Origin of the sequence: Nocardia sp. CA-145437 (assembly GCF_050956485.1) — a bacterium.
Classification (GTDB): domain Bacteria; phylum Actinomycetota; class Actinomycetes; order Mycobacteriales; family Mycobacteriaceae; genus Nocardia.
Window position 1 is genome coordinate 354,931 of the sequence record NZ_CP191204.1, and the last position, 22,673, is coordinate 377,603.

The following is a 22,673-nucleotide window of genomic DNA, read 5'->3' on the forward strand; positions in this document are numbered from 1 at the left end:
CGTGAAACAACCGGCGCGCCTAGGTGAAACCTGTTCTAATTCGAACATGGTAGATGCCCACACCGTGCTCGGGGAGCGGGTCAGCATGCCGGTGCGGATCCGGCACGCGGACGCGAGTTCGGCGCTGTTCCTCGTCGACGCCCGCGCCGCCGCCGAACTGCTCACCGGCACCGGGCTGGAGCCGCTCACCCTGCTCGGCAAGGCCGTGCTCTCGCTGGCCTTCGTGCGCTACGTCGACGGCGACCTCGGGCCGTACCACGAATTCGCGTTCTCGATCATGGCGAAACAGCCCGGACGCAAGGACAGCACCGGGGCCTACATCCACTGGCTGCCGGTGAACCAGAGCTTCACCTGCGAAGCGGGACAGTCGATCTGGGGCTTCCCCAAGCTCATGGCCGACATCGACATCGCGCCCGACGGGCGCGGGCACCGGTGCGAGGTCCGCGTCGACGGGCAGTTCGTGCTCGCGCTGCGAGTCGCCGACGGCGTCCCGATGCCCGCCGGCGCGGGCGGCGCCTCCATCGACGCCTACACCTCGCGTAACGGAATCCTGCGTCGCACACCCTGGATCATGAACCCCGGCCAGGTCCGGGGACGGCCGGGCGGCGCGCGCATCCACCTCGGAGACCACCCCGTCTCCGATCAACTGCGCGCTCTCGGGCTGCCCGGGCGCGCACTGTTCTCCAGCCGGATCGGCGCGCTCCGCATGACTTTCGAGGACGCCGCAACGGTCTTGCAGACCCAGGAGGTCCGATGAGCCGCACCGCACTGGTCACCGGAGCGGCCAGCGGTCAGGGCCGCGTCGTCGCGCAACGCCTCGCCGCCGCGGGCTGGCAGGTGGCGGCCGTCGACGTGAACGCCGACGGGCTGGCCGTCACCGCCGCCCGCTCGCCCAACACCCACACCTATGAATGCGACGTCTCCGATGCCGCGCAGGTGCGGGCCGTCGTCGACAAGGTGCGCTCGGAACTGGGGACCATCGACCGGCTGGTGCACGCGGCCGGCATCGGCCATGTGCACGCCTCGGTGCTGGACCACGACGTGGCCCTCATCCGGAAGATGATGGACGTCAACTACATCGGGACCGTCAACCTGGTGCAGGCGGTCGTGCCCGCCATGCGGGACGCGGGCGCGGGGACCGTGGTGCTGTTCGCCTCGCTCGTCGGCTGGCTGCCCTCACCCGGCATGGCCGGATACACCGCGTCCAAGCACGCCGTCATCGGCTTCGCCGAGAGCCTCTCCTACGAACTGCACGGCACCGGCGTGCGCCTGCTCGTCCTGTGCCCGCCCGGCGTCGAGACCCCGTTCCTGGACGTGGTCCGCGAGGAGAACGCCAGCGTGCTCGGCAACGCGGTCCCCGTCACCCCGGAATTCGTCGTCGACGCCCTGGAAAAGGCGTTGGCCGCACCGAAGACGCCGCTCTACGTATTCCCCGGAGAGGCTCGGCCCGCCTACTACATGCGGCGATTCCTGCCCGGCGTGGCGCGCGCCATCATCCGGCGCACGATCCGTCCGATCGAGTAGAACCCCCCCGAACGTGGATGCCGGCACGTGCTCCGATCGGCATCCGCTCCGGTGCTGGGCGGCCCGGGCTCTGCGGCCGCCCAGCACCCGTATCCAGCAACCATCCAGCGATAATTCACTAGCGCTATCACTCCCCTCCAGGCACTCTGGGCTCTCTGCAAGCACTAGCCGAGAGGGGATGAATGAGTACGCGCACGTCCGCGGTACGGCTGGTTCTGCGCTATTACGGCCGGGAAATGGCCCGGCGCAAAGCCATCACGATCACGGCCATGCTGGGGCCCGCTCTCGGCAATATCTGCCAGCTCTACATCGCGCCGCTGCTGGTCGCGATCGTCGTCGGCAAGGTCGCCGCCACCGGCGACTCGTCCATCGGCGCGCTCGCACCCTATGTGGTGGGGTTCGGCGCGCTGCTGTTCATCGCCGAGGTGTGCTGGCGCATCGGCATCCACTTCCTGAACCGCTTGGACGCCAACGGGATCGAGAACCTCTACAACACCGCGATGGACGAACTCCTCGCCAAGGACTCCGCGTTCTTCCACAACAACTTCGCGGGCTCGCTGACCAAGCGCGCGCTGAGTTTCGCCACCCGGTTCGAGGACTTCGCCGACACCTTCGCCTTCGAGATCGTCGCCGCCTTCGTGCCGCTGACCTTCGCGTCGGTGGTGCTGTGGCGCTACGACCCGATGCTGGTCATCGTGCTGCTCGGCCTCATCGCCGTCAGCGGCGTGGTCGTCGCCCCGCTCATCCGGCGCCGCCAGCATCTGGTCGACGACCGCGAGGCGGCCATCGCCCTGGTGTCCGGGCACGTCTCCGACACCCTGTCGAACATGCAGGCCGTACGGGCCTTCGCGGCCGAACCCGAGGAGATCGCCGAACACCGGCGACGGGTCGCGGTGCAACGGCGAAAGTCGTTGCTGTCGTGGGATTACAACAATCTCTACATCGACACCGCGATCACCCCGCTGATGGTGATCGTGAACGTGGCCGGGCTGCTCATCGCCCTCGGCGTGGGCGGCGGGCACGCGTCGGTCGAGGTCATCATGGTGTCCTTCACCTACTACTGGAACGCCACCGGGATCATGTTCCGGTTCAACCAGATCTACCGGCGGCTGGAGAGCACCACCACCGAGGCCGCGCAGTTCACCGAACTGCTGCTGGAATCTCCGACCGTGCTCGACATCGCCGAACCGGAACCCTTGCGGCCCAAGGGGGCCGACATCCGGTTCGAGAAGGTGAACTTCGCGCACGCGGGGGCGCAGCCGCTGTTCCGCGGCCTGGATCTGGACGTGCCCAGCGGCGCGCGCATCGGGCTGGTCGGCCGGTCCGGCGGCGGCAAGAGCACGCTCACCCAGTTGCTGCTGCGCATGATGGACATCGACGGCGGCGTGATCCGCATCGGCGGACAGGACATCTCGCGACTACGCCAGAGCGATCTGCGCAGCCTGCTGTCCTACGTGCCGCAGGACCCGGCCATGTTCCATCGGTCGCTGAGCGACAACATCCGTTTCGCCCGGCCCGAGGCCACCGACGAGGAGGTGCGGCGCGCCGCCAAGGCCGCCCACGTCACCGAATTCGCGGACGGGCTGCCCGACGGTATGGAGACGCTCATCGGCGAGCGCGGCGTGAAACTGTCCGGCGGACAACGCCAGCGGGTCGCGCTCGCGCGGGCCATCCTGCGCGACGCCCCGATCCTGCTGCTGGACGAGGCCACCAGCGCCCTCGACTCCGAGAGCGAGATCCTGGTGCAACAGGCGCTCTGGGAGTTGATGGAAGGGCGTACGGCGCTGGTGGTCGCGCACCGGTTGAGCACCGTGGCCGGGATGGACCGGCTCATCGTGCTCGATCGCGGGCGGATCGTCGAACAGGGCAGCCACGAGGAACTGCTGCGCGGAGAAGGCACCTACGCGCAGCTGTGGCGGCACCAGTCCGGCGGATTCCTGGCCGAGGAAGTGGCCGCCCGCTGATGGTTCGAGGTGGTGACGGGAGAGGTTCCGTCGCCACCTCGAATTCCTCAGTTGCCCTGGAAGTTCGGCTTGCGCTTCTCGGCGAACGCCCGCGGGCCTTCCTTGGCGTCATTGCTGCGGAAGACCGGCAGGCCGACCTTGGCGTCGATCTTGAACGCCTCTTCCTCGTGCAGGCCCTCGGTGTCGCGGATGACCTTCAGGATCGCCTGCACGGCCAGCGGGCCGTTGTTGTTGATCAGCTCGGCGATCTCCAGGGCCTTGTCCAGCGCGGTGCCGTCCGGCACCACGTGGCCGATCAGGCCGAAGTTCAGCGCCTCCGCGGCGGTGATGTGGCGGCCGGTCAGCAGCAGCTCCGCGGCCACGGTGTACGGGATCTGGCGCGGCAGGCGCACCGCCGAGCCGCCCATCGGGAACAGGCTCCACTTCGCCTCGGACACACCGAACTTGGCGCTCTCACCGGCGATGCGGATGTCGGTGCCCTGCAGGATCTCGGTGCCGCCGGCGATGGCCGCGCCCTCGACGGCGGCGATCAGCGGCTTGGTCAGACGGCGGCCCTTGAGCAGACCCGGCATGCGGGACGGGTCGAAGGCCGAACCCTCCTTCATGCCGTCCTCGGGCTTGTTCTTGTTCATGTTCTTCAGATCCGCGCCCGCGCAGAACGCGCCACCGGCACCGGTGAGGATGCAGGAGCGGATCTCCGGATCGTTGTCGACCGTGTCCCACGCCTCGGTCATGATGGCCAGCATCTCGCCGGTCAGCGCGTTCTTGGACTTCGGGCGGTTCATGGTGACGATGAGCGTCGCGCCACGCTTCTCGACCAGCGCGTGCGGCTCGGTGTTGGCGGGGGTTTCAGCAGTCGCTGCGGTCATCGCCGACCCTTCTTTCGATATGGACGAACCAAGATTCCGGCACGAAAGTACCCCGCGCCGTTGTCCTAAACAATAACGTGTTCTAGTTTGAACCATGGTGACCGCCGTCACGGGCGGCAAGTAGTGGAGAGAGTCCCATGAGCACAACGAGTAAGGCGAAGCTTCCGCCGCGCGTCACGGAATCCCTCATCAACCGGCTGACCGCGATGGTGACCGCGGGCAAGGCCGGCGAGGCCCGCGAGCCCTTCGAGATGACCGAGGTCTACACCGGCGACGTCGTCGGCTACCTGCCCCAATCCTCCCCCGAGGACGTGGTGGCCGCGGCCGAAATGGCTCGCGCCGCGCAGAAGGAATGGGCCGCCCGCCCGCTCAAGGACCGGCTCGCCGTCTTCGAGCGCGCGCACGAGCTGCTGCTCACCGAGATCGAGACGCTCGCCGACCTGATCCAGATCGGCTGCGGCAAGGCCCGGCGCATGGCCATCGAGGAAGTGTGCGACACCCCGCTGGTGATCGCGCAGTATCTCAAGACCGCCGAGAAGACGCTCAAGCCCAAGAAGCGCTCCGGGCCCATGCCGGTCATCACCTCCTCCACCGAGGAGCACCGGCCGAAGGGCGTCGTCGCGGTCATCGCGCCGTGGAACTTCCCGTTCGCCATCTCCATGTCCGACTCCACCCCGGCGCTGATCGCGGGCAACGGCGTGATCATGAAGCCGGACAACAAGACCGCGCTGTGCACCCTGTACGGCATCGAACTGCTCCAGAAGGCGGGCCTGCCGCGCGGGCTCATCCAGGTGGTCTGCGGCGTCGGCCCCGACGTCGGGCCGACCCTGATCGACAATGTCGAGTTCGTCATGTTCACCGGCTCCACCGCCACCGGCCGCACCATCGGCGAGCAGTCGGGGCGCAACCTGATCGGGTGCAGCCTCGAGCTCGGCGGCAAGAACCCGATGATCGTGCTCGATGACGTCAACTTCGACGAGGCCATCCCGTCGATCCTGTTCGCGGCCTTCGGCAACGCCGGCCAGATCTGCATGCACATCGAGCGCATCTACGTGCAGGAACGCATCTACGACGAGTTCCTGCGCCGGTTCACCGCGGCCGCGGAGGAACTCTCCGGGAAGATGGGCGCCTCCTACGACTTCGCACCCGAGATGGGGTCGCTGGTCTCCGTCGACCACATGAAGCGGGTCGCGGCGCACGTAGACGAGGCACGGGAGAAGGGCGCGACCATCGTCACCGGTGGCAACCCGCGTCCCGACCTCGGACCGGCCTTCTTCGAGCCGACCGTCCTCACCGAGGTCACCAAGGACATGGCGCTGGCCACCATGGAAACCTTCGGGCCGGTCGTCAGCATCTACAAGTACAAGACCGGCGACGAGGCCGTGGCGCTCGCGAACGACACCCCCTACGGGTTGAACGCCGCCATCTGGACCGGAAACTTCGACCGCGCAACGAAACTCGCCGAGCGCATCGAATCCGGCTCGATCAACATCAACGACGGCTTCATCACCAGCTATGCCGCCAAGGGCACGCCGTCCGGCGGCGTCAAGCAGTCCGGCGTCGGCACCCGCCACGGCGCGGCCGGGCTCCTGAAGTACACCGACACCATCAACGTCGGCGTCCAGAAGAAGCAGATCATGGCTTCCCGCTCGTCCATGCCGTACGAGAAGCAGCTCAAGTCGACCCTGGTCACGCTGCGCCTCATGCGTCGCCTGCACCTGGGCTGACGGCTGTAAACCGCTCCACGACACAGGGTCCCGGCCGAATCGGCCGGGACCCTTCGCGTTGGTTCGGGTCAGGGGCGCTGCGCGGTCAGCGACAGCTGGGCGACACCGATGATGTGCGAGCCCATGGAGAACGACGCGACCGCCGGGGTGGCGGTGGCGGGCAGGCCCAGACTCGGGGTGTCCAGGGCCAGGACCGAGATCTGATAGGTGTGCGGACGGTCTCCGGTGGGCGGGCACGGGCCCAGGTAGCCGGGGGCGCCCGCGTCATTGGCGCCCGCGACGCCCGCCGCGCCCGCGGTGAAATCGGTTGCGGTGGCCGGGATATCCCAGTTCAGCCAGTGCCAGAAGCCCGCGCCGGTCGGGGCATCCGGATCGAACATGGTGACCGCGAAACTCTTCGTGCTCGCCGGTGCGCCCGACCATTGCAGGCGCGGGGCGTGATTGGCGGCGGTGCAGCCGAACGCGCCCGCGTAGAAGTCGGCCGGGAAGGCGTGATCGGCGGCGCCGTCCGGGCTGGTGACCGTGAACCGGGCGGCAGCGGCCGGAACCACGGGCCGAACCTGAACGGACGCGGGCGGATTCGTGGTGGGGGCGGCGGGCGTCGAATCCCCGCCGGTGCCGCACGCGGCGGCGGACAGCAGGGCCGCCACGGCGAAGGTCGCGGAAACGGTGCGTGCGATGCGAGTCATGGCGGTTCTCCTCGGGTGCTCGAATGACAGGACGAGCATCCCGAAAGCCGGAACTCCCAGGGAGAGCCTGTGCACCCTGGTATTCCGCGTACCACCCGGCCGCTCTCCTACGCTGGAGCCGAGTGAAGGAGCGCGAGCGTGGACATGACGACATCCGGACAGGAGCTGGGCGCTTTCCTGCGTGCCATGCGCGAGCGCCTGTCACCCGAGCAGGCGGGCCTCCCGGCGGTCGGCCCGCGCCGCACCCCCGGCCTGCGCAGGCAGGAAGTGGCGCAGCTCGCCGCCGTCTCCATCGACTGGTACATCCGCCTCGAACAGGGCCGCGTCGGCACCCCCGGCGCCGCCATCCTCGACGCCCTCTCCGAGGCCCTCCGCCTCACCGACACCGAACGCGCCCACCTCCACCTCATCGCCCGCGGCGCCACACCCCCGGCCCGCACCCCCATCGCCGCCCCGCCCGCCTCGCTCCTGACGATCCTCGACGGCATGCCCGCCCTCCCGGCCTACCTGACCGACTTCCGCCTGGACGTCCTCGCCCGGAACACCGCCGCCGTGGCCCTCTTCGGCACCGGATTCGACTCCGGCGTCAACACCGCCCGCCTGACCCTCCTCGACCCCGGCATCCGCGCCGGCCAACTCGACTGGGACCGCATCGCCCGCGAAACCGTCGGCATCCTCCGCCGCAACCAGGCCCGCCACCCCGCCGACCCCGGCCTGCGCGCACTCATCGACGAATTACGCACGGACAGCCCTGAATTCGCCGACTGGTGGGACGACCACACCGTCCAGGACCGCAGCCACGGCACCAAACGCATCCGCCACCCCGAAGCCGGCGACCTCACCGTCGCCTACGACAGCCTCACCAGCCCCAACGACCCCGACCACACCCTCACGATCCTCACCCCCGCCGACCCCGCCACCACCGCGGCCCTCGACAACCTGCTAGCCACCCACGCGAACCGCCTGGGCGCCAATCGGCTTCGCCCCGTCGCCGGATGACACACGGCCCCGGCTCCGCGAGAGAGCCGGGGCCGCGTCGCGGTCACGCTACTTCTGAGCCGACAGGCTGCTCAGCAGTCCACCGATCACCGGAATCGAACTCGCGCTGCCCGTTCCGCCATTTCCGGCGGTCGGCGGCGCGCAGGTCGTCCCGGCAGGAGCGGTCTGGACCACGGTCACGGTCGGGCCGTTCTCCCCGAAATTGGAGAGCCCCCGATCGGTGCTGTACGGCCACGCGCTGGTCATGAACTCTCCCGGAGCGGTCGGCGTCCACGTCGCCACGACATCCTTGCCCGCCACATACGGAGCCGTCGCGACGATGGTGAAGGCCGAATCGCCGGTCGCCCGCGTCTGGAACGCAAAAGCGTTCTGCCAGGGGACATTGCCGATCAGGATCGTGGCATCGGCGGCCGGCAGCGTCAACGTGTAGGTCGATCCGACGCAATAGGCCGTCGACGCCGAGATGGTCACCCCCTCGGCGGCCGCGGGCGCCGCCGTCGCAACAATGGTGGCCACCGCCACCGCACCTGCCGCCGCGGCAAAGCCGATCCGCGGTCGGGCAAGCATCGACATATTCATTTCTGCACTCCCCATTTGTCGAAAATCCCCCTGTGTCAAGGGGACTGGCGCAGCTTAACGCAGCACACCGACACGCCACCTCGGCCGCCTCGGGCCCTCGAACGCGTATCGTCCCGCCCATGAGCACAGCCGCTGACACGACCGCCGTGACAAACCTGATCGCGCAGTACGCGGAACTGGTCGATGCCGGAGATTTCGCCGGAGTCGGCGCCTTGTTCGCGGAGGGTGAGTTCATCGGCGGCGGTGGCTCGATCCGAGGCAGCGCGGACGTGGAGCGGATGTTCCAGCGCATGGTGATCCGCTACGACGACGGCACCCCGCGCACACACCACGTCACAACCAACATCGCCATCGAATTCGGCGACCCCGCGAATACCGCGACCTCGCGCGCCTACTTCACGGTCTTCCAAGCCCTCCCGGACCTGCCCCTCCAGGCCATCGCCACGGGCCGCTACCGCGACCGCTTCCACCGTCGCGACGGACAGTGGCGATTCGCGGAGCGCCACGTCACCATGCACTTGACCGGCGACCTCAGCCGCCACCTCCGTCGCTGATCGACCCCGGAAAACACAAAACCCCCGGCTCTCGAAAGAGCCGGGGGCCGAGTTGTGTCTCAACCACACAGTCGGGGTGACAGGATTTGAACCTGCGACCTCTTCGTCCCGAACGCTGTTCGGGACCTGCGGCGCGGCTCGGGTAGTGCCGCTGAGCAGCGGCATAGTGCCTGTGCATCCCATCCCGTCCGCTTGTGTCCCAAGCGGTTTGCTGCCTTCCTGCTGCCTGCTTGTCAGCTGATGCTGAATGGGCCGTGGTTCTTCACCCACCAGTTCGCCAGGAGGTCATGGTGTTCCACAACGAGGGCGCAGGCGTGTTTGACCATCTTCGCCCGCCCCTTGGGGATGGCGTTCATCAGTTCGCCTGTCTGGAGATTGATTCGCAGGTCGATGGACGGATCCGTGGTAAAGGTGATGTGCGCATGCGGTGGCTGGTGATCACGGGTATGCACGGTGAGGGTGACTCCTCCCTGGAGGCGAATTCCCTCCGCAGTCAGTGCCGTGACGAACCCGTCCGCGTCGTACGCGACAGGACCTTCGCCGTCCATCTCGTGCATCGCGATCGCGTGTAGCCGCGCAAACACATGCTCAGCGGTGAGGTATCCGGCCGCTTCGGCCTCCGCCCACACCCTGCGAGACCCGATCATGATCGGTTTGTCGTCCGTTTGGCTCCAATACGGATTGTCAGGATGTCGGCTCATCGCACCTTCCAGTTGCAGGTAAGGGCGGCAACGTACCAGCCACGTCCCTGACGACGCACCCCATTTTCGGCGGCGCGCTGCCTACGTCACGACATGCGGACTGCCCGCGCCAGATGTGCTTAGGCGACGAGGTTGGCCCTGGGGTGGTCGGGTGTGCGCCGCCGGGCGGGCAGGTACCCACCTGCCCCATAGGGCCTGCCCTTCTCGCGTAGAGGCTCCGGGGTCAAGGGTGGCCGTAGGCCATCGGCGTGCCGACGCGACGAAGGAGCGCCCTTGAAGCTGGAGGGGCGCGGGAACACAATGCAGGCCCGACCACCCCGGGGCCACGCATCCGGAGGATGCGGAATTCCTAAAAGCGATGGCGGGTGGCGCGACGCTCCGACGTTCCCCGTCCGCGAGGGACGAGCGGGCGGGCCGCACGGCGACGTGCGGCGCGTCGCCGGCGCGCGCCAGCGCGCCCTTGATCCTGTATAGCCAAATTCGGCAAGGACTTTGGTATGTGAGGGGCGGGCCGACGCGCGGATTCTCAGCGCGAGTCTTCTGTGAGAAGGCGACGAGTGAATCCGGCGGCCACGAGGCGCTCGTAGGCTTCCCGGACATCGTCTGGAACGTCTTGTGCGATGGCCCAGCCCTTCGAGGGGTAAACCCAAATCCGTTGTGTATCACCGACGAGCATGTTCACCACACGGTCTACGTCGCCGATGCTGGCGACATAGTCGTCCAGGGCGAGGGGAAGCGATCCGCAGATGACATCGACCTCGGGCCAGCGCATTCGGCAGATGGCGTAGCTCCGGCGCTGCTGGTACGGGCGGGAAATCAGCATGACCGACTTCGTGGATTCGAGACGGTCATGCTCCTTCAGGAGGTCCCGGGTGAAGTCGATATTGTCGCCGGTATTCGTAGCTGCTGGCTCGATGAGGATGGCATCGCTCGGCACCCCACGTTCGATGGCGTGCTCTCGGAAGTGGATGGCTTCGCCTCGGGGAAAGCGGTCCACGGTGGTCGGTGCGTTCGCGCCCGTGAACACGATGAGCGGAAACATGCCCGCGCGGTAGAGATCGGCGGCGTAGGTGGCAACTCCGATGTCATGACCTCCGAGTCCGATACCGACATCGACCGGACGCGGGTCATGGTGCATCTGGTTGAAACCCCAGAGGGTTTCGACCTCCGAGCGGTATTCCGCGGGCAGGGTTGCTGGCATGGGCGTTTCCTCTACTCGGGCAGCTTGAAGTCGTAGGTCCACGAGAATCGGGATGCCGCATGGACGCCACGCGCAAACTCAATCAGGACATCGTTCGCGGTATAGGTACGACGCGTAAGAATCATGACCGGTTCGCCGGCAGGGAGTTCGAGGGTCTCGGTTTCTTCCGGGGTCGGCATCCGGGCGAAGATCGTTTCTGACATGTGGTCGGGCTCGTACCCCTGCAAAGTGAGGACTGAGAACCCGCCACCCGGGCCGGCCGGGCCGGGAGTCGGGTCCACCAGTGGTGTGCCTTCGACCATTTCCGGAAGGTAGTAGCTGGCGAGGGTATGAGTTGGCCGACCGGCGTCACGGACGATGCGAGCGCGCTCGTAGACTCGCGAATCAGCTTCTAGCCCAAAGGCTTCCGCGACTTCGGAATCTGCTTCGAGCAGACTAACCGTCTGAGTCTGATCGGTCCGCTGCCACGGTCTTCCGGACGCTTCGCGGTCAGCGATGAAGGCGACCGTATCGCCGTACTTCCACTTCTTCTTCGAGTACCGCTCGGCCCCGAGCCTCCGCATCGGAGGGCGCTCCCGTACCACGGTCCCGCGGCGGCGGATCGGGGTCACCAGCCCCTCGGCTTCAAGCTGATTGACCGCCTGGCGAACCGTCTTGATGTTGACGCCGTAACGCTCCGCTAACTCCTCCTGTTTGGGAAGCGTTGCGCCAGGCAGGTATTCGCCCTTATTGATGGCTTCGCGCAGGTTGGCCGCAACTTCTCGGTATCCGCTCATGTCGTTCAGGTGCTCTCTCGTGGCAGGTCTGCGGAGTCGTCGGCATTAAGAGTAGCCATAATCCAGCAATTGAGGAATACGGCCAATTAGAACCAGCTCTATTGTTGCTCCGACGTGCCAGTGCTCCAATAGAGCTACCCCTATTGGAGCTATTGGCTCCGGGTTCGAAACCTCAACTAGTGCACAAGGAGTGGAGCCAATGGCTCTCAAGAACTACCGCTTTGGTCTTCCGTTTCGTACGCCGTTCGAGAACGGCTTGGTGCTGATCGGCACCATCGAGCGCAACACCGAGTACAAGCAGGGCGTCCCGGAGGAGAACCGTCGCCAGAAGGTGGACGACGTGACCGGGCTGAAGGAGTGGAAGGCCAAGGTCACCGACCCGACCGAGAAGAACGCCAAGCGCGCCTCGTTCGAGCTGATCTTCCTGGCGGACGTGCAGCCGGTTCCCTCGACGCAGGAGATCGTGCCCGGTACCGGGATGCGCATGATCGAGCTGGAGGGTCTGACCGCGGAGCCGAAGGTGATGGGGCAGGGCGAGTTCAAGTACCTCGGCTACACCTACCGCGCGACCGGGATCGTGGGCGACAACTCCGGCGCGAAGATGCCCCCGATGGACGTGCCGGCCTCCCGTTCGGCCCGTGGTGACAAGGCGGGTGCGTGATGGGCTACATGCGGATGAGTGCCCATTCCGCCTCGACGGTCCGCGAGGTGGAGTACCGCCCGCAGCAGGTGGTGGTCTACGGCAAGCAGAAGCAGTACACGGACACGGTGCTGCCCGCGATCTGGGTGCGGCTCACCGGTGACAGCGAATTGTCGCTGAGCATCGGCATCGACGAGGCCCGCGCCCTGTTCTACGGCCTTGGTGTCGCGTTGGTGGAACACGCTGTGGCCCAGTGCGATCCGCGTGGCGCTTGGGCGGTGGCGTGATGGGCTTCGCCGCGTACCGCCTCTACCTGTCGGCCATGGTGTCCCTCACGGGCGTCGCGATGGTCCCGGTCGCGCTCCTGCTGGCGTTCGGTCCGCGCCCCGACACTCTGGTTGTCGCTCCGGACTCCTCGCTGGTCTCCTCGGCCGCAGAGTGCGTGATGTTCTGCGACCAGCCCACGCTGGCCGCGCCGAGCAACACCGCGCCGGCCAAGAAGTCCGATTGCGCGTTCTTCTGCGACGAACCGCCGATGCCCTCGCATGACGAGATCTGCCGGCTGTTCTCCGGGCAGAAGGAGTGCTGAACGATGTTGTACACGGTTGGGGCGCTCCTGGTGGGTGCCCTCGCCGTACTCCTGCTCTTTCGGCGGACATCGCGGTCCGTCCCGTTCGAGCGGGAAGTTGCGGCGGCTCCGCTGGAGTTGCAGACCGCGGTGAAGCGGTTGGCGGACAACGGGTTCCGTCACCGCATACTCGCCGCTTTGAAGCTGGGTTCGCCCGAGAAGGGCTACCCGCGCCTGATCTGGTGGGACTACACCAATCAGGGTTTGGAAGCGCACCTGATGGTGTTGGGTGGTCAGTCCACCTCGGACTGGACCGGAAAGGACATCCTCGACGCGTGGGCCCACGCGCTGATGGTCCCGAAGGTCACCGCCTACACCCCTGAGCCCGGCCATATCCGCTTGCAGGTGAGGACATCCGATGCCCTCGCTGCCCCGGCAACGTTGCCGGCGGCGGTCCCCGATGACGTGGACCTGCGGGCGGTACCGGCCGGCCTCGGCGAAGACCTCAGCCCGTGGCTGGTGCCGATCCTCTACACACACCTGCTGATCGCCGGCGCGACCGGTTCAGGCAAGGGCGGCGTTGTCTGGGCCATCGTCAACGGCCTCGGCCCGGCCATCCGCTCGGGGCTGGTGGACCTGTGGTGCATCGACCCCAAGGGCGGGGTGGAGTTCGGGCCGGGTGAGGACTTGTTCGTCCGGTTCGCCTACTCCACGGCGGAGGACGCTCTCGCGCTGCTGCGGGAAGCGGTGGAGGTGATGCGGGAACGGCAGGCAGCGTTGCACGCCAAACGCATCCGCAAGCACGTCCCCACCCCGGCGGAACCGCTGATCGTGATCATCATCGACGAAGCAGCGTCGCTGTCGTCCTACGCGCCGCGCGAGATTCGCAACGAGTTCGAGGAGCTGCACGGCCTGCTGCTGTCCCAGGGGCGGGCGTTGGCGATCTCGGTCATCGGGTGCGTGCAGGACCCGTCCAAGGACACCATGCCGCAACGCCAGCTCTACCCGTACCGAGTCGGTCTGCGGCTCGACGAACCCGGCCAGGTCGGCATGATCTTCGGCGCTGGTGCCCGGGACCGCGGAGCGCGGTGCGACGAAATCCCAGACACCACGCCCGGTGTCGCCTACGTGGAACAGGACGGGTCCAGCCGGATCAGCCGGGTTCGCGCGTTCCTGGTCACGGACGACGACGTACCCGAACTCGTGGAACGGTACGCGCCGCGACCCCAACTGTTCGCAATCGACGGCGACACAGACGATTTCGACCCGGAAGGGGAAGCGGCATGAACGGGCAAGTACAGCTGCGGCTGTCCGGCGACCTCGGGGATATCACGATGGTCCTCGCGGAGCTGCTGGCCTCCAAGCAATTCCATCTCGCTGTGGACGAAACCCCGTACCCCAACCGCCGCCAGCCCGGCGTCCGGGTCTACGTGGACCTGACCGTCCCCGCTCCCAAGGAGGGTGGGCTATGAAATCCGGACTCGTCACCATCTCCCACGTCCTGGCCTACTGCACCGAGTGCGGCATCGGTTGGCACTGCGGAGCCGTGGACTGCGAGCGTGAAGCCTGCTGCCTGGGCGATTCCGACGATGCCGCTGCCGCGCGCCTGGACGCCGCCGGCTGGGAAGTCGACCTCACCGCGCACCAATTCCGCTGCCGCAACTGCGCCGTCTTCGGCACCTGCGACGCCTGCGGCCACGGCTTCGGCGGAGGCGGAGTCACCTGCGGCGACGTATGTGAGGCACTGCTGCGGGACCGGGATCAGTCATGACCACCCGAAAGAAGTCGGACACAGAGCCGAAAACCGCTGTGCGGAAAGTCAATCCGATCGTCAAGAAGGCTGCCGAGCAGGTCCAGGCGGCCAAGGCCCGCAAGGTCGCCCGCTGGGGCAAGGACTTCCGCGGCGACTGCTCCGGCCAGTTCGAACTGGACCTGTTCCCGCCCACCCCGAAACCCCGCAGGAGGCGGTCATGACCACCGCGACCACGAAGACCACTGACAATGAGTTGGACGTGCTCGACCTGATCGTCCTGGCCGTGCTCAACACCATCTGGCACACCGCGACCGGACTACTGGTCGGGGCGTGGTGGGCGATCCTGTTCCCGATGTTCTCGGTCCCGCTGGTGACGTCGCTGGCCGTGGGCTGGCGGCTCGGCTGGCCGGCTGGAGCGGCGTGGGCCGGGGTATCGGCCGCGGGGATCATGCTGTGGCGCTGGAAGTGCCCACAGATGTTCGAGCGGGCGGTGGCCTGGCGGGCGCGTTCCCGCTGCCTGACCTGGTGGCGCTACCGCCGGCAGTGGCGGACTCGCATCGATGACTGCGAGCTGACGGTCAGCTTCGGCACTGTGGTCGGCTACCCGGCTGTGCAGGAGATCTGGATCGACGACATCACCGATTGCGTCCATGTGCGGATGCTTCCCGGCCAGAGCCCCGCCGACTGGACCAGCCGCGTCGATCGCCTCGCCCTGGTCTTCGGTGCCCGCGAATGCCAGGCCCGCCTGGTCGGCCCCGGCCTGATGGAACTGGAGTTCTGGCACTGGGACCCGAAGGTCCCGATGGTCCTCGACGACGGCGAGGAGAAGGCGGCATGACCACGGCTGCCGACACCGGGGGCGGTTCCACCGAACAGGATGGGGCCGCCCCCGGCCTCTCCGATCATGAGTCCGCCGCCGCACGCCGTGCCCGACCCTCCATGCGCGAGATCGCGATTGCCGCAGCCGACAACTTCGGCGTCTGCCGCCGGCCGATCCCGATGCGGGTGGAGGAGGCGGACGGGCGCGAACGCTACATCGGCGCACCGTGCAAGAGCACCGTGGCCTCCGTCTGCCCTTCCTGCGCGCACCGTGCGTGGTCGCTGCGGTTCCAGCAGTGCCGCGAGGGCTGGCACGCCGAGACCGAACCCGTGGACGAGAAACGAGAACCAACTCGCGAGCAGACCGAAATGCTCAGTGACCGTGCGGATTTGGTGAGCGAATACCATGCGGCTCGCGATGACGGCGACGATGAAGCCGCGGCGGTTATCCGCGATATGGTGGCCGATCTCGATCGTGAACTCCGTGCTTCCGGTGCCCGCGGCTCGCTACCTGCATTGGACGCCACCCCGAAACCGCGGCGGGCTCGGTCGACTCGTCGGCGGCAGGATTCGCCGAATCTGCCGCGAATGAATGTGGCGCGCACCACCATCGGCGGTGTCCACGCGGGCCGTCGCTACTCGATGTTCGTCACGCTCACCCTGCCCTCCTACGGCCCGGTCCGCTCCGATGGCGCGCCCTGGCACCCGGACGGGTACGACTACCGCGGCGCCGCGCGGGACATCGTGTTCTTCGCGATGCTGTTCGACCGCTGGATTCAGAACCTGCGGCGCGCGGTCGGCTACGACGTGCAGTACTTCGCCACCGTGGAACCCCAGCGCCGCGGCGCACCACACCTGCACATCGCGCTGCGCACCTCGATCCCGCGCAAGCTGCTGAAGCTGGTCACCGCCGCCACCTACCACCAGGTGTGGTGGCCGCACTTCGACCAGCCCGTCTACGGCGGGGACCGCATGCCCGTCTGGGACTACCAGCACGCCACGTTCGTGGACCCGGACGACCGGACACCCCTGCCGGATTGGCAGCAGGCCCAGGACATCCTGGACACCGTGGACGACCTGGAGCCGGCCCACGTGATCCGCTTCGGCGCACAGATCGACATCAAGGGCATCCCCGCGGGCAGCGAGGAATCCAACCGCCACATCGGCTACCTGACCAAGTACCTCGTGAAGTCCATCGGCGAAGTCCTGAACGCCGGCACCCGCCGCGCCGCCGACCACTACGACCGCCTGCACGCCGAACTCCAGACCGTCCCCTGCTCCCCGCAGTGCTCGGTGTGGCTGCGCTACGGCATCGTGCCCAAGGGCGCTACGGAGAAGACGGTCCCGGGCCACTGCAAGGGCAAGGCGCACCGCCGCGAGACCCTGGGCTTGCGCGGGCAACGGGTCCTGGTCTCGCGCCGATGGTCCGGCAAGACGCTCCCGGACCATCAGGCCGACCGCGCCGAATTCGTTCGGCAAGTCCTCGCTGCGGCTGGCATCGAGAAGACCGAAGGCCGGACGGTGAGCATCACCCCGGTCCGACCGGGCGACACTGCGGTTCCGCCTCGTGAGCACCTGATCATGGCCGCGATCTCGCAGCGGTCGGCGTACCGGGTCCAGTACCAGAACGCGCTGGAGTCACTCGGACCTCCTGAGGCGCATGACATTTCGGCAGTACCGACAGCGGCATAGGGAGGAGAACACAATGCAGCTGGTGAATGACGGTCGGCGGAGGCTTCGGAGAGCGGAGCCAGCGGCCTACACGGTGGACGAGGTGGCGGAGCTGCTGGGGGTGTCCCGCGGCAATGCCTATCAGGCGGTCCACGACGGGGTGATCCCCGCGAAGAGGGTCGGGCGTCGCTGGGTGATCTCGCGCAAGGCGTTCCACGAGTGGCTGGAATCGCCGGACAACCTACAGGAAGTGGTGTAGCGCAATGGGATTCATAGAGCGCACCGACTCCGGCAAGTGGAAAGCTTACTGGCGCGAACCGTCCGGGTCGCAACGGTCGAAGACGCTGCCGACGCAGAAGGAGGCCAAGGCGTTCCTCGCGCAGGTGGAACTCTCCAAGTCCACGGGTACCTACGTGTCCCCGCACGCGGGCCGCACGAAGTTCGGTGATCATGCCCGCGAGTGGATGACCGGATGGAACGCGGACCGCACCACGCAGGCCCGGGATACCTCGATCATGCGCACGCACGTGCTGCCGTACTGGGAGGACTGGAAGCTCGGCAAGATCGACCACCTGTCGGTGCAGAAGTGGGTGACCGGGCTATGCGAACAGCGCTCCCGCGCGACGGTGGCCGAGTGCAAGCGCCTGATGGCGGGCGTGATGGCCTCCGCGGTCAACAACCGGCTCATCGGCGTCAATCCAGCTGTGGGAGTTCGGATTCCGATGCGCCGCGTCCGGGACACCGATGAGCGGATCATCACGCAGGACGAGGTTCGGCAACTGCTGCTGCCGAAGGTGAGGCCCGAACGATACCGGGTGCTGATCGCCACCGCGGCCTTCACTGGACTGCGGTGGGGTGAAGCGGTCGGCCTCTGTCGGGACGCCGTGGACCTCGATGCCGCGGTCCTGCGCGTCGTGCGGACGGTGACGGAGGTCGCCGGTGCCACCGAGTTCAAGCCGTTCCCGAAATCCCGTGCGGGCCGGCGGACGGTGCCGCTCCCGAAATGGCTGGTCGTCGAACTGCGCGACTACATGCGGGAGTACCCAGCGGGCGAGCGCGGCCTGATCTTCTCGAACGAGGCCGGGGGTGCGTTGCGCCGCACCCTGTTCCGGTCGCGGGTATGGCGGCCGGCGCTGGTGCGGGCCGGGCTGCTCGGTGAGGTCTCGGAAGTGGACGGCAAGTTCGAGGCCGTCTGGATGGACGAGGACGGCGAGGTGTCCGCAGAGGTGTTCGGCAACTACGAGCAGGCAGTGAAGCAGGTCGCCCGGTACGAGCACGGTGGGCTCCGGTTCCACGATCTGCGCCACTCGTACGGCACCTGGCTCGCGGATGACGGAGTGGAGCCGCACAAGATCGCTCGCGTGATGGGCCACGAGAACATCACCACCACCATGCAGCTCTATGTCCGGCGTACCGATGATGCGGCAGCGATTCGAGGAGTGCTCGGCGATAGCGATGATGGTGAGGCGCACGACGGGGGCGAGGTGCTCGGCGGCTGATGCTGCCTTTTCGCTGCCTTCTCGGGTTCGCCGGATACTCATGGTGATCGTGAAACGAGGAAAGGCCCTGACCAGATGAACCGGTCAGGGCCTTTCAGCTGTGTCTCAACCAACACGTCGGGGTGACAGGATTTGAACCTGCGACCTCTTCGTCCCGAACGAAGCGCGCTACCAAGCTGCGCCACACCCCGTGAAGTGAACCTGCAGTAGCTTAGCGCACCCGTTGTCCAGGTGTTAAATCGGCTGGTCAGAGTGCTAAAGGAGGCGGAAGGTGGCGAAGATTCCGCGGGCCAGGTCGGGGGAGACGGAGCGGTCCACGCCGGTGTCGGCGACTATGACGAGGACCAGGGAGCCGCTGGTGGAACCGGCGCTCACGGCGTAGGTGAAGACCGAGAACGTGGTGGCGCAGCCGGCGGGGGCGGTGAAGGTGCCGGTGGTTTCCAGGAAGGTGCCGTGGAGGGTGTTGTCGCCGGCGTCGAGGGGTTGGGGCGTGCCCGCTTTCGCGGAGGTCCGGGTGGACCAGCCGATGCGGGCGGCGTGGGCGCCGATGTCGGTGGCGGCGGCGGTGGCGTCGGACAGGTCGGAGGTGGAGAGAAACATGGTGGTGCGCACGTTGTTCGGGCAGTAGTCGACGCCCTCCTGGGCGAAACCGGCGGCGGGGATGTGGTCGGCGTCGGTGCCGTATTCGGTGGTGGCGAGGTCGACGGCCCAGTCCTGGGGGACGTCCCAGGCGGCCTTCAGGTCCTTGGGGACCACCACCTGGTAGCCGGGGATGCGTGGGGTCGGGGTGGCGGCCGGGGCGGTCGTGGAGCCGCGCGGAGCGGTGGTGGTCGGTGCGGCCGACGACGGCGGAGTGGCGGGCGTGGGGGTGGAGCCGGAATCGCGCAGGACGAACACGATCGCGGCGATGGCGACGATCGCCACCACGACCGCGCCGATGGCCGCCAGCAGCCACAGGCGGCCGCGATCACCGCGCGGGGGTGGATAGGTGCCGGGAAGAGGCGATCCGGGTGCGACGGCGGCAGGACCGGTGCCGTACGAATTCGCGCCCGAGGGCACCGGATTCGGGCCCGAGGCGTAGGGATTCGGCCCGGACGCGTACGGGTTGCGGCCGGACGCTTGGGGATTCGGTCCAGAGGCGTGCGGACTTCTCCCCGCCACTCGGGGCCTCGGCCCGGATGGGTACCGGGTCGGCCCGGATGATTCAGGGCTCGGTCCGGAGGCATACGGATTCGATCCGGAAACCTGCGGGCCCGCGCCGGAGGAGTGCGGGTTCGAGTCGGGGACAGGGAAATTCGGGGCCGGGTGATACGGCGGCAGCGGCGGGTTGGCGGGGCGGTCGTGGACCGGGCCCTGCCACCAATCGCCGCTGGACGTCGTTCGATCCGGGTCGTCGCCCTGGTCGTCGCGTTCTCCGCTCACCGCGGCCCCCTGTCCGACGAGTCGTGCCGCCTACTGGATCGGGCGGATGCTGGCGAGGATCTTCTTCGCCAAGGTCGCGTCCACCGCCTGCGCCACTCCGGTATCGGCCGCGATCGTGAACACGAAAGCGCCGCTGTCACCGGGAAACGCGAAGGTGTAGATCGAGTAGGTCGATGCGCAACCCGCGGTCGTCGGGGTGGCCGTCCCCTTGGTCTCCAGGTAGACGCCCTGCAACTGTCCGTCCGAGGACTGGAACGACTCCGGCGCGCCGGGCGTGGTGCCGGTGGAGGTGGACCAGCCGATGCGGCCCAGGCGGGTCCCGATGTCGGTGGCGGCCTTGCCCGGATCGGTCTCGTCGGACTGGGTCAGGAAGACGTTGGTGCGCACGTTCTCCGGGCAGTAGTCGACGCCGTCCTGCGCCAGCCCGGCCACCGGCACGGAGTCCGAGCCCTTGCTGAACGAGTCCTGACCGGTGTGGTCCAGCTTCCAGCCCTGCGGAATGTCATAGGCCGCACCGTTGTTCGGGATCGTCACGACCTGATAGCCGGGAATCACCGCGCCCGGCGTACCGGTCGCCTTCGGCGCCGTGGTCTTGCCGGGCGTCGGCTTGCCAGAAGGCGACGGCTTGGCGGTGGTCGAGGTGAGCGCGCTGATCAGCGACGGCGTCGTATTCGACGTGGCCGACGGCGAATTCGAGCCCTTGTTCACCAGCGCGACGATCCCCACCACCGCGACGATCGCCACCAGCAACGCGGCGAGACCACCGAACAGCCAGCCGCGGCCCTTGCCGGCGCCCGGGGGCGGCGGATAGGCCGGCTGTCGCCCGTAACCCGGCTGCTGACCGTATTCCGGCGGCCGGGTGAACGCCTGCGTCGGCGGATACTGCGGCGGCGGAACGTACTGCCCGGCGGGCATCGGCGCGGTCGGCTGATACCCGGGCTGCGGCCACGGCTGACCCGGCGGTTGATTCTGCTGCGGCGCCGGATAATCCGGCTGCCAACCCTGCTCCTGCGCGGGCGGCGTGCCCTGCCACCAGTCCGGATTGGGCTCCGAACCGCCGGCCTCGTTGCGGTGGTTGTCTCCACTGGTCACGATGGCCCCCTACTGAACGACTACATACCGCGCTGTATATCGCGGCGGGAGCCCGGGGCAATATCGCCGCGGGACGATCAGCGTGCGACGGCCTCCGAGGACGCGGCCCGGCCGCGCCCCGACTCGGCCACCGGCTTCTTCGGCGGCGCGCCGACCAGCGTCAGCAGCGTCGCCTCCGGGCGGCAGCAGAACCGGTACGGAGCCCACGGCGAGGTGCCCAGACCGGCCGACACGTGCAGCCGGGTGTGGGCGCCCCAGCGCGACGCGCCCTTCACCCGGGCCCGGTCGATCCCGCAGTTGGTCACCAGCGCGCCGAATCCGGGCACGCACAACTGCCCGCCGTGGGTGTGGCCCGCCATCACCAGGTCGTAGCCGTCGGCCGCGAACCGGTCCAGCACCCGCGGCTCCGGCGAGTGGGTGAGCCCGATGCTCAAGTCCGCCAGCGGATTCGGCGCGCCCGCGACGGTCTCGTAGCGGTCCCGCTTCAGGTGCGGGTCGTCCACGCCCGCGGTGGAGATCTTCACGCCCGCGACCTCGATATCGCGGCGCACGTGGGTCAGGTCCAGCCAGCCGCGCTCGGTGAACGCGGCCCGCATGTCCTGCCAGGGCAGCGGCTCGCCGTAGACGCGCTTGTGGTCCTTCTTGAAGTACTTGAGCGGGTTCTTCGGCACCGGCGCGAAGTAGTCGTTCGAGCCGAACACGAAAATGCCGGGGCGCGCGAGCAATCCGCCCAGCGACTGCACCACCGAAGGCACCGACTTCATGTGCGAGAGGTTGTCCCCGGTGTTCACCACCAGGTCCGGTTCCAGCCGATCCAGCTCGCGTAGCCACGCCTGTTTCAACTGCTGCCCGGGCATCATGTGCAGGTCGCTGATGTGCAGCACCCGCAGCGAAGGCTTGCCCGGTTCCAGCACCGGCAGCGTCGCCTCCCGCAGGGTGAAGGCGTTGCGCTCGATGAGCGTCGCGTATCCGATTCCGGCGACCGCGGCCCCGGCGGCTCCCAGGGCGGCACGGCTGAGGGCGGTGGTCGAGAAGACGGGCATTTGCCCAGAATAGGCGACCCGGCGGAGAAACATCGAGTCAAATGAGCTGGACCACGATAGAAGTCCCTCGTACCGTGTCGCTCATGTCGGAACTCAAAACCACGCTGCGCACGGATATGACCGCCGCGATGAAGAGCAAGGACGCGCTGCGCCTCGGCACCCTGCGGATGCTGCTGTCGGCGATCCAGAACGCCGAGGTCGCCGGACCCGAGGCGCGTGAGCTCTCCGACCCCGAGATCATCGCCGTCCTGCAGAAGGAGGCGAAGAAGCGCAACGAGGCCGCCGTGGTCTACGAACAGGCCGGGCGTGGCGAGCTCGCCGCCAACGAGCGCGCCGAGGAATCGATCATCGACGAGTACCTGCCCACCCAGCTCACCGAGGCCGAGGTCGGTGACATCGCCGACACCGCCATCGCGCAGGTCGCCGAGCAGCTGGGCGAGCGGCCGGGCATGCGGCAGATGGGTCAGGTCATGAAGGCCGCGACCGCGCTGGCCGCCGGGCGCGCCGACGGCACCCGGATCTCCGCGGCCGTGAAGGCCCGCCTCTGAGACGGTCCCGACGGCGGTTCATGCGATACCGCTAT

General features: G+C 67.8%; 27 protein-coding genes and 1 tRNA gene. 18 read left to right on the forward strand and 10 right to left on the reverse strand.

Translation table 11 applies throughout. The features are described 5' to 3' along the window. Nucleotides 1-46 precede the first annotated feature (46 nt). From ACQPYY_RS01585 to ACQPYY_RS01595, 3 genes are all read left to right on the forward strand, one after another. Nucleotides 47-757, forward strand: coding sequence for an acetoacetate decarboxylase family protein (locus ACQPYY_RS01585; RefSeq protein ID WP_379103601.1), 711 nt, complete (start codon nucleotides 47-49; stop codon nucleotides 755-757). Further along, entirely contained in the window at nucleotides 754-1,524 is a 771-nt protein-coding gene (locus ACQPYY_RS01590; RefSeq protein ID WP_433592528.1) for an SDR family NAD(P)-dependent oxidoreductase, read from the forward strand. The genes ACQPYY_RS01585 and ACQPYY_RS01590 overlap by 4 nt, the downstream gene beginning before the upstream one ends. Nucleotides 1,525-1,706: 182 nt before the next feature. After that, the gene (locus tag ACQPYY_RS01595; RefSeq protein WP_433592529.1) at nucleotides 1,707-3,488 is read left to right on the forward strand and encodes an ABC transporter ATP-binding protein; all 1,782 of its coding nucleotides are present in this window, start codon (nucleotides 1,707-1,709) and stop codon (nucleotides 3,486-3,488) included. A gap of 47 nt (nucleotides 3,489-3,535) precedes the next feature. Here ACQPYY_RS01595 and ACQPYY_RS01600 read toward each other — a convergent pair whose 3' ends face one another. Then, complete coding sequence (locus ACQPYY_RS01600; protein ID WP_357087710.1) at nucleotides 3,536-4,357, reverse strand: crotonase/enoyl-CoA hydratase family protein; 822 nt, start codon at nucleotides 4,355-4,357, stop codon at nucleotides 3,536-3,538. Nucleotides 4,358-4,494: 137 nt separating this feature from the next. On the opposite strand from ACQPYY_RS01600, the gene ACQPYY_RS01605 reads away from it, so the two are divergent. Then, a complete protein-coding gene (locus tag ACQPYY_RS01605; protein ID WP_433592530.1) occupies nucleotides 4,495-6,084 on the forward strand; it encodes a succinic semialdehyde dehydrogenase in 1,590 nt (529 codons plus the stop codon). Between the two features lie 68 nt (nucleotides 6,085-6,152). Here the strand turns inward: ACQPYY_RS01605 and ACQPYY_RS01610 are convergent, their stop codons facing one another. Continuing rightward, nucleotides 6,153-6,773, reverse strand: coding sequence for a YbhB/YbcL family Raf kinase inhibitor-like protein (locus ACQPYY_RS01610; protein WP_433592531.1), 621 nt, complete (start codon nucleotides 6,771-6,773; stop codon nucleotides 6,153-6,155). A gap of 144 nt (nucleotides 6,774-6,917) precedes the next feature. Between ACQPYY_RS01610 and ACQPYY_RS01615 the strand changes: the two genes are divergently transcribed. Next, complete coding sequence (locus tag ACQPYY_RS01615) at nucleotides 6,918-7,772, forward strand: helix-turn-helix transcriptional regulator (protein WP_379103801.1); 855 nt, start codon at nucleotides 6,918-6,920, stop codon at nucleotides 7,770-7,772. Between the two features lie 48 nt (nucleotides 7,773-7,820). Here ACQPYY_RS01615 and ACQPYY_RS01620 read toward each other — a convergent pair whose 3' ends face one another. After that, entirely contained in the window at nucleotides 7,821-8,390 is a 570-nt protein-coding gene (locus ACQPYY_RS01620) for a hypothetical protein (RefSeq protein WP_433592532.1), read from the reverse strand. Between the two features lie 80 nt (nucleotides 8,391-8,470). On the opposite strand from ACQPYY_RS01620, the gene ACQPYY_RS01625 reads away from it, so the two are divergent. Then, nucleotides 8,471-8,905 (forward strand): nuclear transport factor 2 family protein, encoded by a 435-nt coding sequence (locus ACQPYY_RS01625; RefSeq protein WP_433592533.1) that lies wholly within the window; start codon nucleotides 8,471-8,473, stop codon nucleotides 8,903-8,905. Nucleotides 8,906-9,138: 233 nt separating this feature from the next. Here the strand turns inward: ACQPYY_RS01625 and ACQPYY_RS01630 are convergent, their stop codons facing one another. The 3 genes from ACQPYY_RS01630 to ACQPYY_RS01640 all read right to left on the reverse strand — a co-directional run bounded on the left by ACQPYY_RS01630 (nucleotide 9,139) and on the right by ACQPYY_RS01640 (nucleotide 11,583). Then, the gene (locus ACQPYY_RS01630; RefSeq protein ID WP_433592534.1) at nucleotides 9,139-9,606 is read right to left on the reverse strand and encodes a hypothetical protein; all 468 of its coding nucleotides are present in this window, start codon (nucleotides 9,604-9,606) and stop codon (nucleotides 9,139-9,141) included. 526 nt (nucleotides 9,607-10,132) lie between these two features. Continuing rightward, nucleotides 10,133-10,807 (reverse strand): YdcF family protein, encoded by a 675-nt coding sequence (locus ACQPYY_RS01635; protein WP_433592535.1) that lies wholly within the window; start codon nucleotides 10,805-10,807, stop codon nucleotides 10,133-10,135. 11 nt (nucleotides 10,808-10,818) lie between these two features. Further along, nucleotides 10,819-11,583, reverse strand: coding sequence for a GntR family transcriptional regulator (locus tag ACQPYY_RS01640; RefSeq protein ID WP_433592536.1), 765 nt, complete (start codon nucleotides 11,581-11,583; stop codon nucleotides 10,819-10,821). Between the two features lie 199 nt (nucleotides 11,584-11,782). Between ACQPYY_RS01640 and ACQPYY_RS01645 the strand changes: the two genes are divergently transcribed. From ACQPYY_RS01645 to ACQPYY_RS01695, 11 genes are read left to right on the forward strand one after another with little or no spacing between them, the layout of a single operon-like run. After that, nucleotides 11,783-12,244: a hypothetical protein gene (locus ACQPYY_RS01645; protein WP_433592537.1), complete on the forward strand. Its 462-nt coding sequence runs from the start codon at nucleotides 11,783-11,785 to the stop codon at nucleotides 12,242-12,244. A gap of 14 nt (nucleotides 12,245-12,258) precedes the next feature. After that, nucleotides 12,259-12,510: a hypothetical protein gene (locus tag ACQPYY_RS01650; protein ID WP_433592538.1), complete on the forward strand. Its 252-nt coding sequence runs from the start codon at nucleotides 12,259-12,261 to the stop codon at nucleotides 12,508-12,510. Continuing rightward, nucleotides 12,510-12,812, forward strand: a complete 303-nt coding sequence (locus ACQPYY_RS01655; RefSeq protein ID WP_433592539.1) for a hypothetical protein — start codon at nucleotides 12,510-12,512, stop codon at nucleotides 12,810-12,812. Before ACQPYY_RS01650 ends, ACQPYY_RS01655 begins: the two co-directional genes overlap by 1 nt. A 3-nt stretch (nucleotides 12,813-12,815) precedes the next feature. Continuing rightward, nucleotides 12,816-14,078 (forward strand): FtsK/SpoIIIE domain-containing protein, encoded by a 1,263-nt coding sequence (locus ACQPYY_RS01660; protein WP_433592540.1) that lies wholly within the window; start codon nucleotides 12,816-12,818, stop codon nucleotides 14,076-14,078. Continuing rightward, nucleotides 14,075-14,263, forward strand: a complete 189-nt coding sequence (locus tag ACQPYY_RS01665) for a hypothetical protein (RefSeq protein WP_433592541.1) — start codon at nucleotides 14,075-14,077, stop codon at nucleotides 14,261-14,263. The genes ACQPYY_RS01660 and ACQPYY_RS01665 overlap by 4 nt, the downstream gene beginning before the upstream one ends. After that, entirely contained in the window at nucleotides 14,260-14,562 is a 303-nt protein-coding gene (locus ACQPYY_RS01670) for a hypothetical protein (protein WP_433592542.1), read from the forward strand. Before ACQPYY_RS01665 ends, ACQPYY_RS01670 begins: the two co-directional genes overlap by 4 nt. After that, nucleotides 14,559-14,765: a hypothetical protein gene (locus tag ACQPYY_RS01675; protein ID WP_433592543.1), complete on the forward strand. Its 207-nt coding sequence runs from the start codon at nucleotides 14,559-14,561 to the stop codon at nucleotides 14,763-14,765. Before ACQPYY_RS01670 ends, ACQPYY_RS01675 begins: the two co-directional genes overlap by 4 nt. Next, complete coding sequence (locus tag ACQPYY_RS01680; RefSeq protein WP_433592544.1) at nucleotides 14,762-15,382, forward strand: hypothetical protein; 621 nt, start codon at nucleotides 14,762-14,764, stop codon at nucleotides 15,380-15,382. Before ACQPYY_RS01675 ends, ACQPYY_RS01680 begins: the two co-directional genes overlap by 4 nt. Beyond that, on the forward strand, nucleotides 15,379-17,055 hold the full coding sequence (locus ACQPYY_RS01685) for a replication initiator (protein WP_433592545.1): 1,677 nt from the start codon (nucleotides 15,379-15,381) through the stop codon (nucleotides 17,053-17,055). The genes ACQPYY_RS01680 and ACQPYY_RS01685 overlap by 4 nt, the downstream gene beginning before the upstream one ends. Nucleotides 17,056-17,068: 13 nt before the next feature. Continuing rightward, nucleotides 17,069-17,293, forward strand: coding sequence for a helix-turn-helix domain-containing protein (locus ACQPYY_RS01690; protein WP_433592546.1), 225 nt, complete (start codon nucleotides 17,069-17,071; stop codon nucleotides 17,291-17,293). A 4-nt stretch (nucleotides 17,294-17,297) separates the two neighbouring features. Beyond that, nucleotides 17,298-18,533, forward strand: coding sequence for a tyrosine-type recombinase/integrase (locus ACQPYY_RS01695; RefSeq protein ID WP_433592547.1), 1,236 nt, complete (start codon nucleotides 17,298-17,300; stop codon nucleotides 18,531-18,533). Between the two features lie 117 nt (nucleotides 18,534-18,650). On the opposite strand, the gene ACQPYY_RS01700 is transcribed toward ACQPYY_RS01695, so the two are convergent. From ACQPYY_RS01700 to ACQPYY_RS01715, 4 genes are all read right to left on the reverse strand, one after another. Beyond that, a tRNA-Pro gene (locus ACQPYY_RS01700) sits at nucleotides 18,651-18,724 on the reverse strand. Between the two features lie 64 nt (nucleotides 18,725-18,788). Continuing rightward, nucleotides 18,789-19,694, reverse strand: a complete 906-nt coding sequence (locus ACQPYY_RS01705) for a hypothetical protein (RefSeq protein ID WP_433592548.1) — start codon at nucleotides 19,692-19,694, stop codon at nucleotides 18,789-18,791. A gap of 291 nt (nucleotides 19,695-19,985) precedes the next feature. Beyond that, complete coding sequence (locus ACQPYY_RS01710; RefSeq protein WP_433592549.1) at nucleotides 19,986-21,047, reverse strand: hypothetical protein; 1,062 nt, start codon at nucleotides 21,045-21,047, stop codon at nucleotides 19,986-19,988. A 77-nt stretch (nucleotides 21,048-21,124) separates the two neighbouring features. Then, entirely contained in the window at nucleotides 21,125-22,090 is a 966-nt protein-coding gene (locus ACQPYY_RS01715; protein WP_379103618.1) for a metallophosphoesterase, read from the reverse strand. A gap of 83 nt (nucleotides 22,091-22,173) precedes the next feature. On the opposite strand from ACQPYY_RS01715, the gene ACQPYY_RS01720 reads away from it, so the two are divergent. Then, complete coding sequence (locus tag ACQPYY_RS01720) at nucleotides 22,174-22,638, forward strand: GatB/YqeY domain-containing protein (RefSeq protein ID WP_357087687.1); 465 nt, start codon at nucleotides 22,174-22,176, stop codon at nucleotides 22,636-22,638. The last annotated feature ends 35 nt before the right edge of the window (nucleotides 22,639-22,673 follow it).

Coding starts and splice junctions, on each gene's coding strand:
- ACQPYY_RS01630 (WP_433592534.1), bottom strand. CDS start 9,606: ATGAGCCGACATCCTGACAATCCGTATTGGAGCCAAACGGACGACAAA.
- ACQPYY_RS01635 (WP_433592535.1), bottom strand. CDS start 10,807: ATGCCAGCAACCCTGCCCGCGGAATACCGCTCGGAGGTCGAAACCCTC.
- ACQPYY_RS01625 (WP_433592533.1), top strand. CDS start 8,471: ATGAGCACAGCCGCTGACACGACCGCCGTGACAAACCTGATCGCGCAG.
- ACQPYY_RS01645 (WP_433592537.1), top strand. CDS start 11,783: ATGGCTCTCAAGAACTACCGCTTTGGTCTTCCGTTTCGTACGCCGTTC.
- ACQPYY_RS01595 (WP_433592529.1), top strand. CDS start 1,707: ATGAGTACGCGCACGTCCGCGGTACGGCTGGTTCTGCGCTATTACGGC.
- ACQPYY_RS01720 (WP_357087687.1), top strand. CDS start 22,174: ATGTCGGAACTCAAAACCACGCTGCGCACGGATATGACCGCCGCGATG.
- ACQPYY_RS01655 (WP_433592539.1), top strand. CDS start 12,510: ATGGGCTTCGCCGCGTACCGCCTCTACCTGTCGGCCATGGTGTCCCTC.
- ACQPYY_RS01590 (WP_433592528.1), top strand. CDS start 754: ATGAGCCGCACCGCACTGGTCACCGGAGCGGCCAGCGGTCAGGGCCGC.
- ACQPYY_RS01615 (WP_379103801.1), top strand. CDS start 6,918: ATGACGACATCCGGACAGGAGCTGGGCGCTTTCCTGCGTGCCATGCGC.
- ACQPYY_RS01660 (WP_433592540.1), top strand. CDS start 12,816: ATGTTGTACACGGTTGGGGCGCTCCTGGTGGGTGCCCTCGCCGTACTC.
- ACQPYY_RS01690 (WP_433592546.1), top strand. CDS start 17,069: ATGCAGCTGGTGAATGACGGTCGGCGGAGGCTTCGGAGAGCGGAGCCA.
- ACQPYY_RS01675 (WP_433592543.1), top strand. CDS start 14,559: ATGACCACCCGAAAGAAGTCGGACACAGAGCCGAAAACCGCTGTGCGG.
- ACQPYY_RS01715 (WP_379103618.1), bottom strand. CDS start 22,090: ATGCCCGTCTTCTCGACCACCGCCCTCAGCCGTGCCGCCCTGGGAGCC.
- ACQPYY_RS01670 (WP_433592542.1), top strand. CDS start 14,260: ATGAAATCCGGACTCGTCACCATCTCCCACGTCCTGGCCTACTGCACC.
- ACQPYY_RS01695 (WP_433592547.1), top strand. CDS start 17,298: ATGGGATTCATAGAGCGCACCGACTCCGGCAAGTGGAAAGCTTACTGG.
- ACQPYY_RS01605 (WP_433592530.1), top strand. CDS start 4,495: ATGAGCACAACGAGTAAGGCGAAGCTTCCGCCGCGCGTCACGGAATCC.
- ACQPYY_RS01585 (WP_379103601.1), top strand. CDS start 47: ATGGTAGATGCCCACACCGTGCTCGGGGAGCGGGTCAGCATGCCGGTG.
- ACQPYY_RS01600 (WP_357087710.1), bottom strand. CDS start 4,357: ATGACCGCAGCGACTGCTGAAACCCCCGCCAACACCGAGCCGCACGCG.
- ACQPYY_RS01640 (WP_433592536.1), bottom strand. CDS start 11,583: ATGAGCGGATACCGAGAAGTTGCGGCCAACCTGCGCGAAGCCATCAAT.
- ACQPYY_RS01680 (WP_433592544.1), top strand. CDS start 14,762: ATGACCACCGCGACCACGAAGACCACTGACAATGAGTTGGACGTGCTC.
- ACQPYY_RS01685 (WP_433592545.1), top strand. CDS start 15,379: ATGACCACGGCTGCCGACACCGGGGGCGGTTCCACCGAACAGGATGGG.
- ACQPYY_RS01610 (WP_433592531.1), bottom strand. CDS start 6,773: ATGACTCGCATCGCACGCACCGTTTCCGCGACCTTCGCCGTGGCGGCC.
- ACQPYY_RS01650 (WP_433592538.1), top strand. CDS start 12,259: ATGAGTGCCCATTCCGCCTCGACGGTCCGCGAGGTGGAGTACCGCCCG.
- ACQPYY_RS01665 (WP_433592541.1), top strand. CDS start 14,075: ATGAACGGGCAAGTACAGCTGCGGCTGTCCGGCGACCTCGGGGATATC.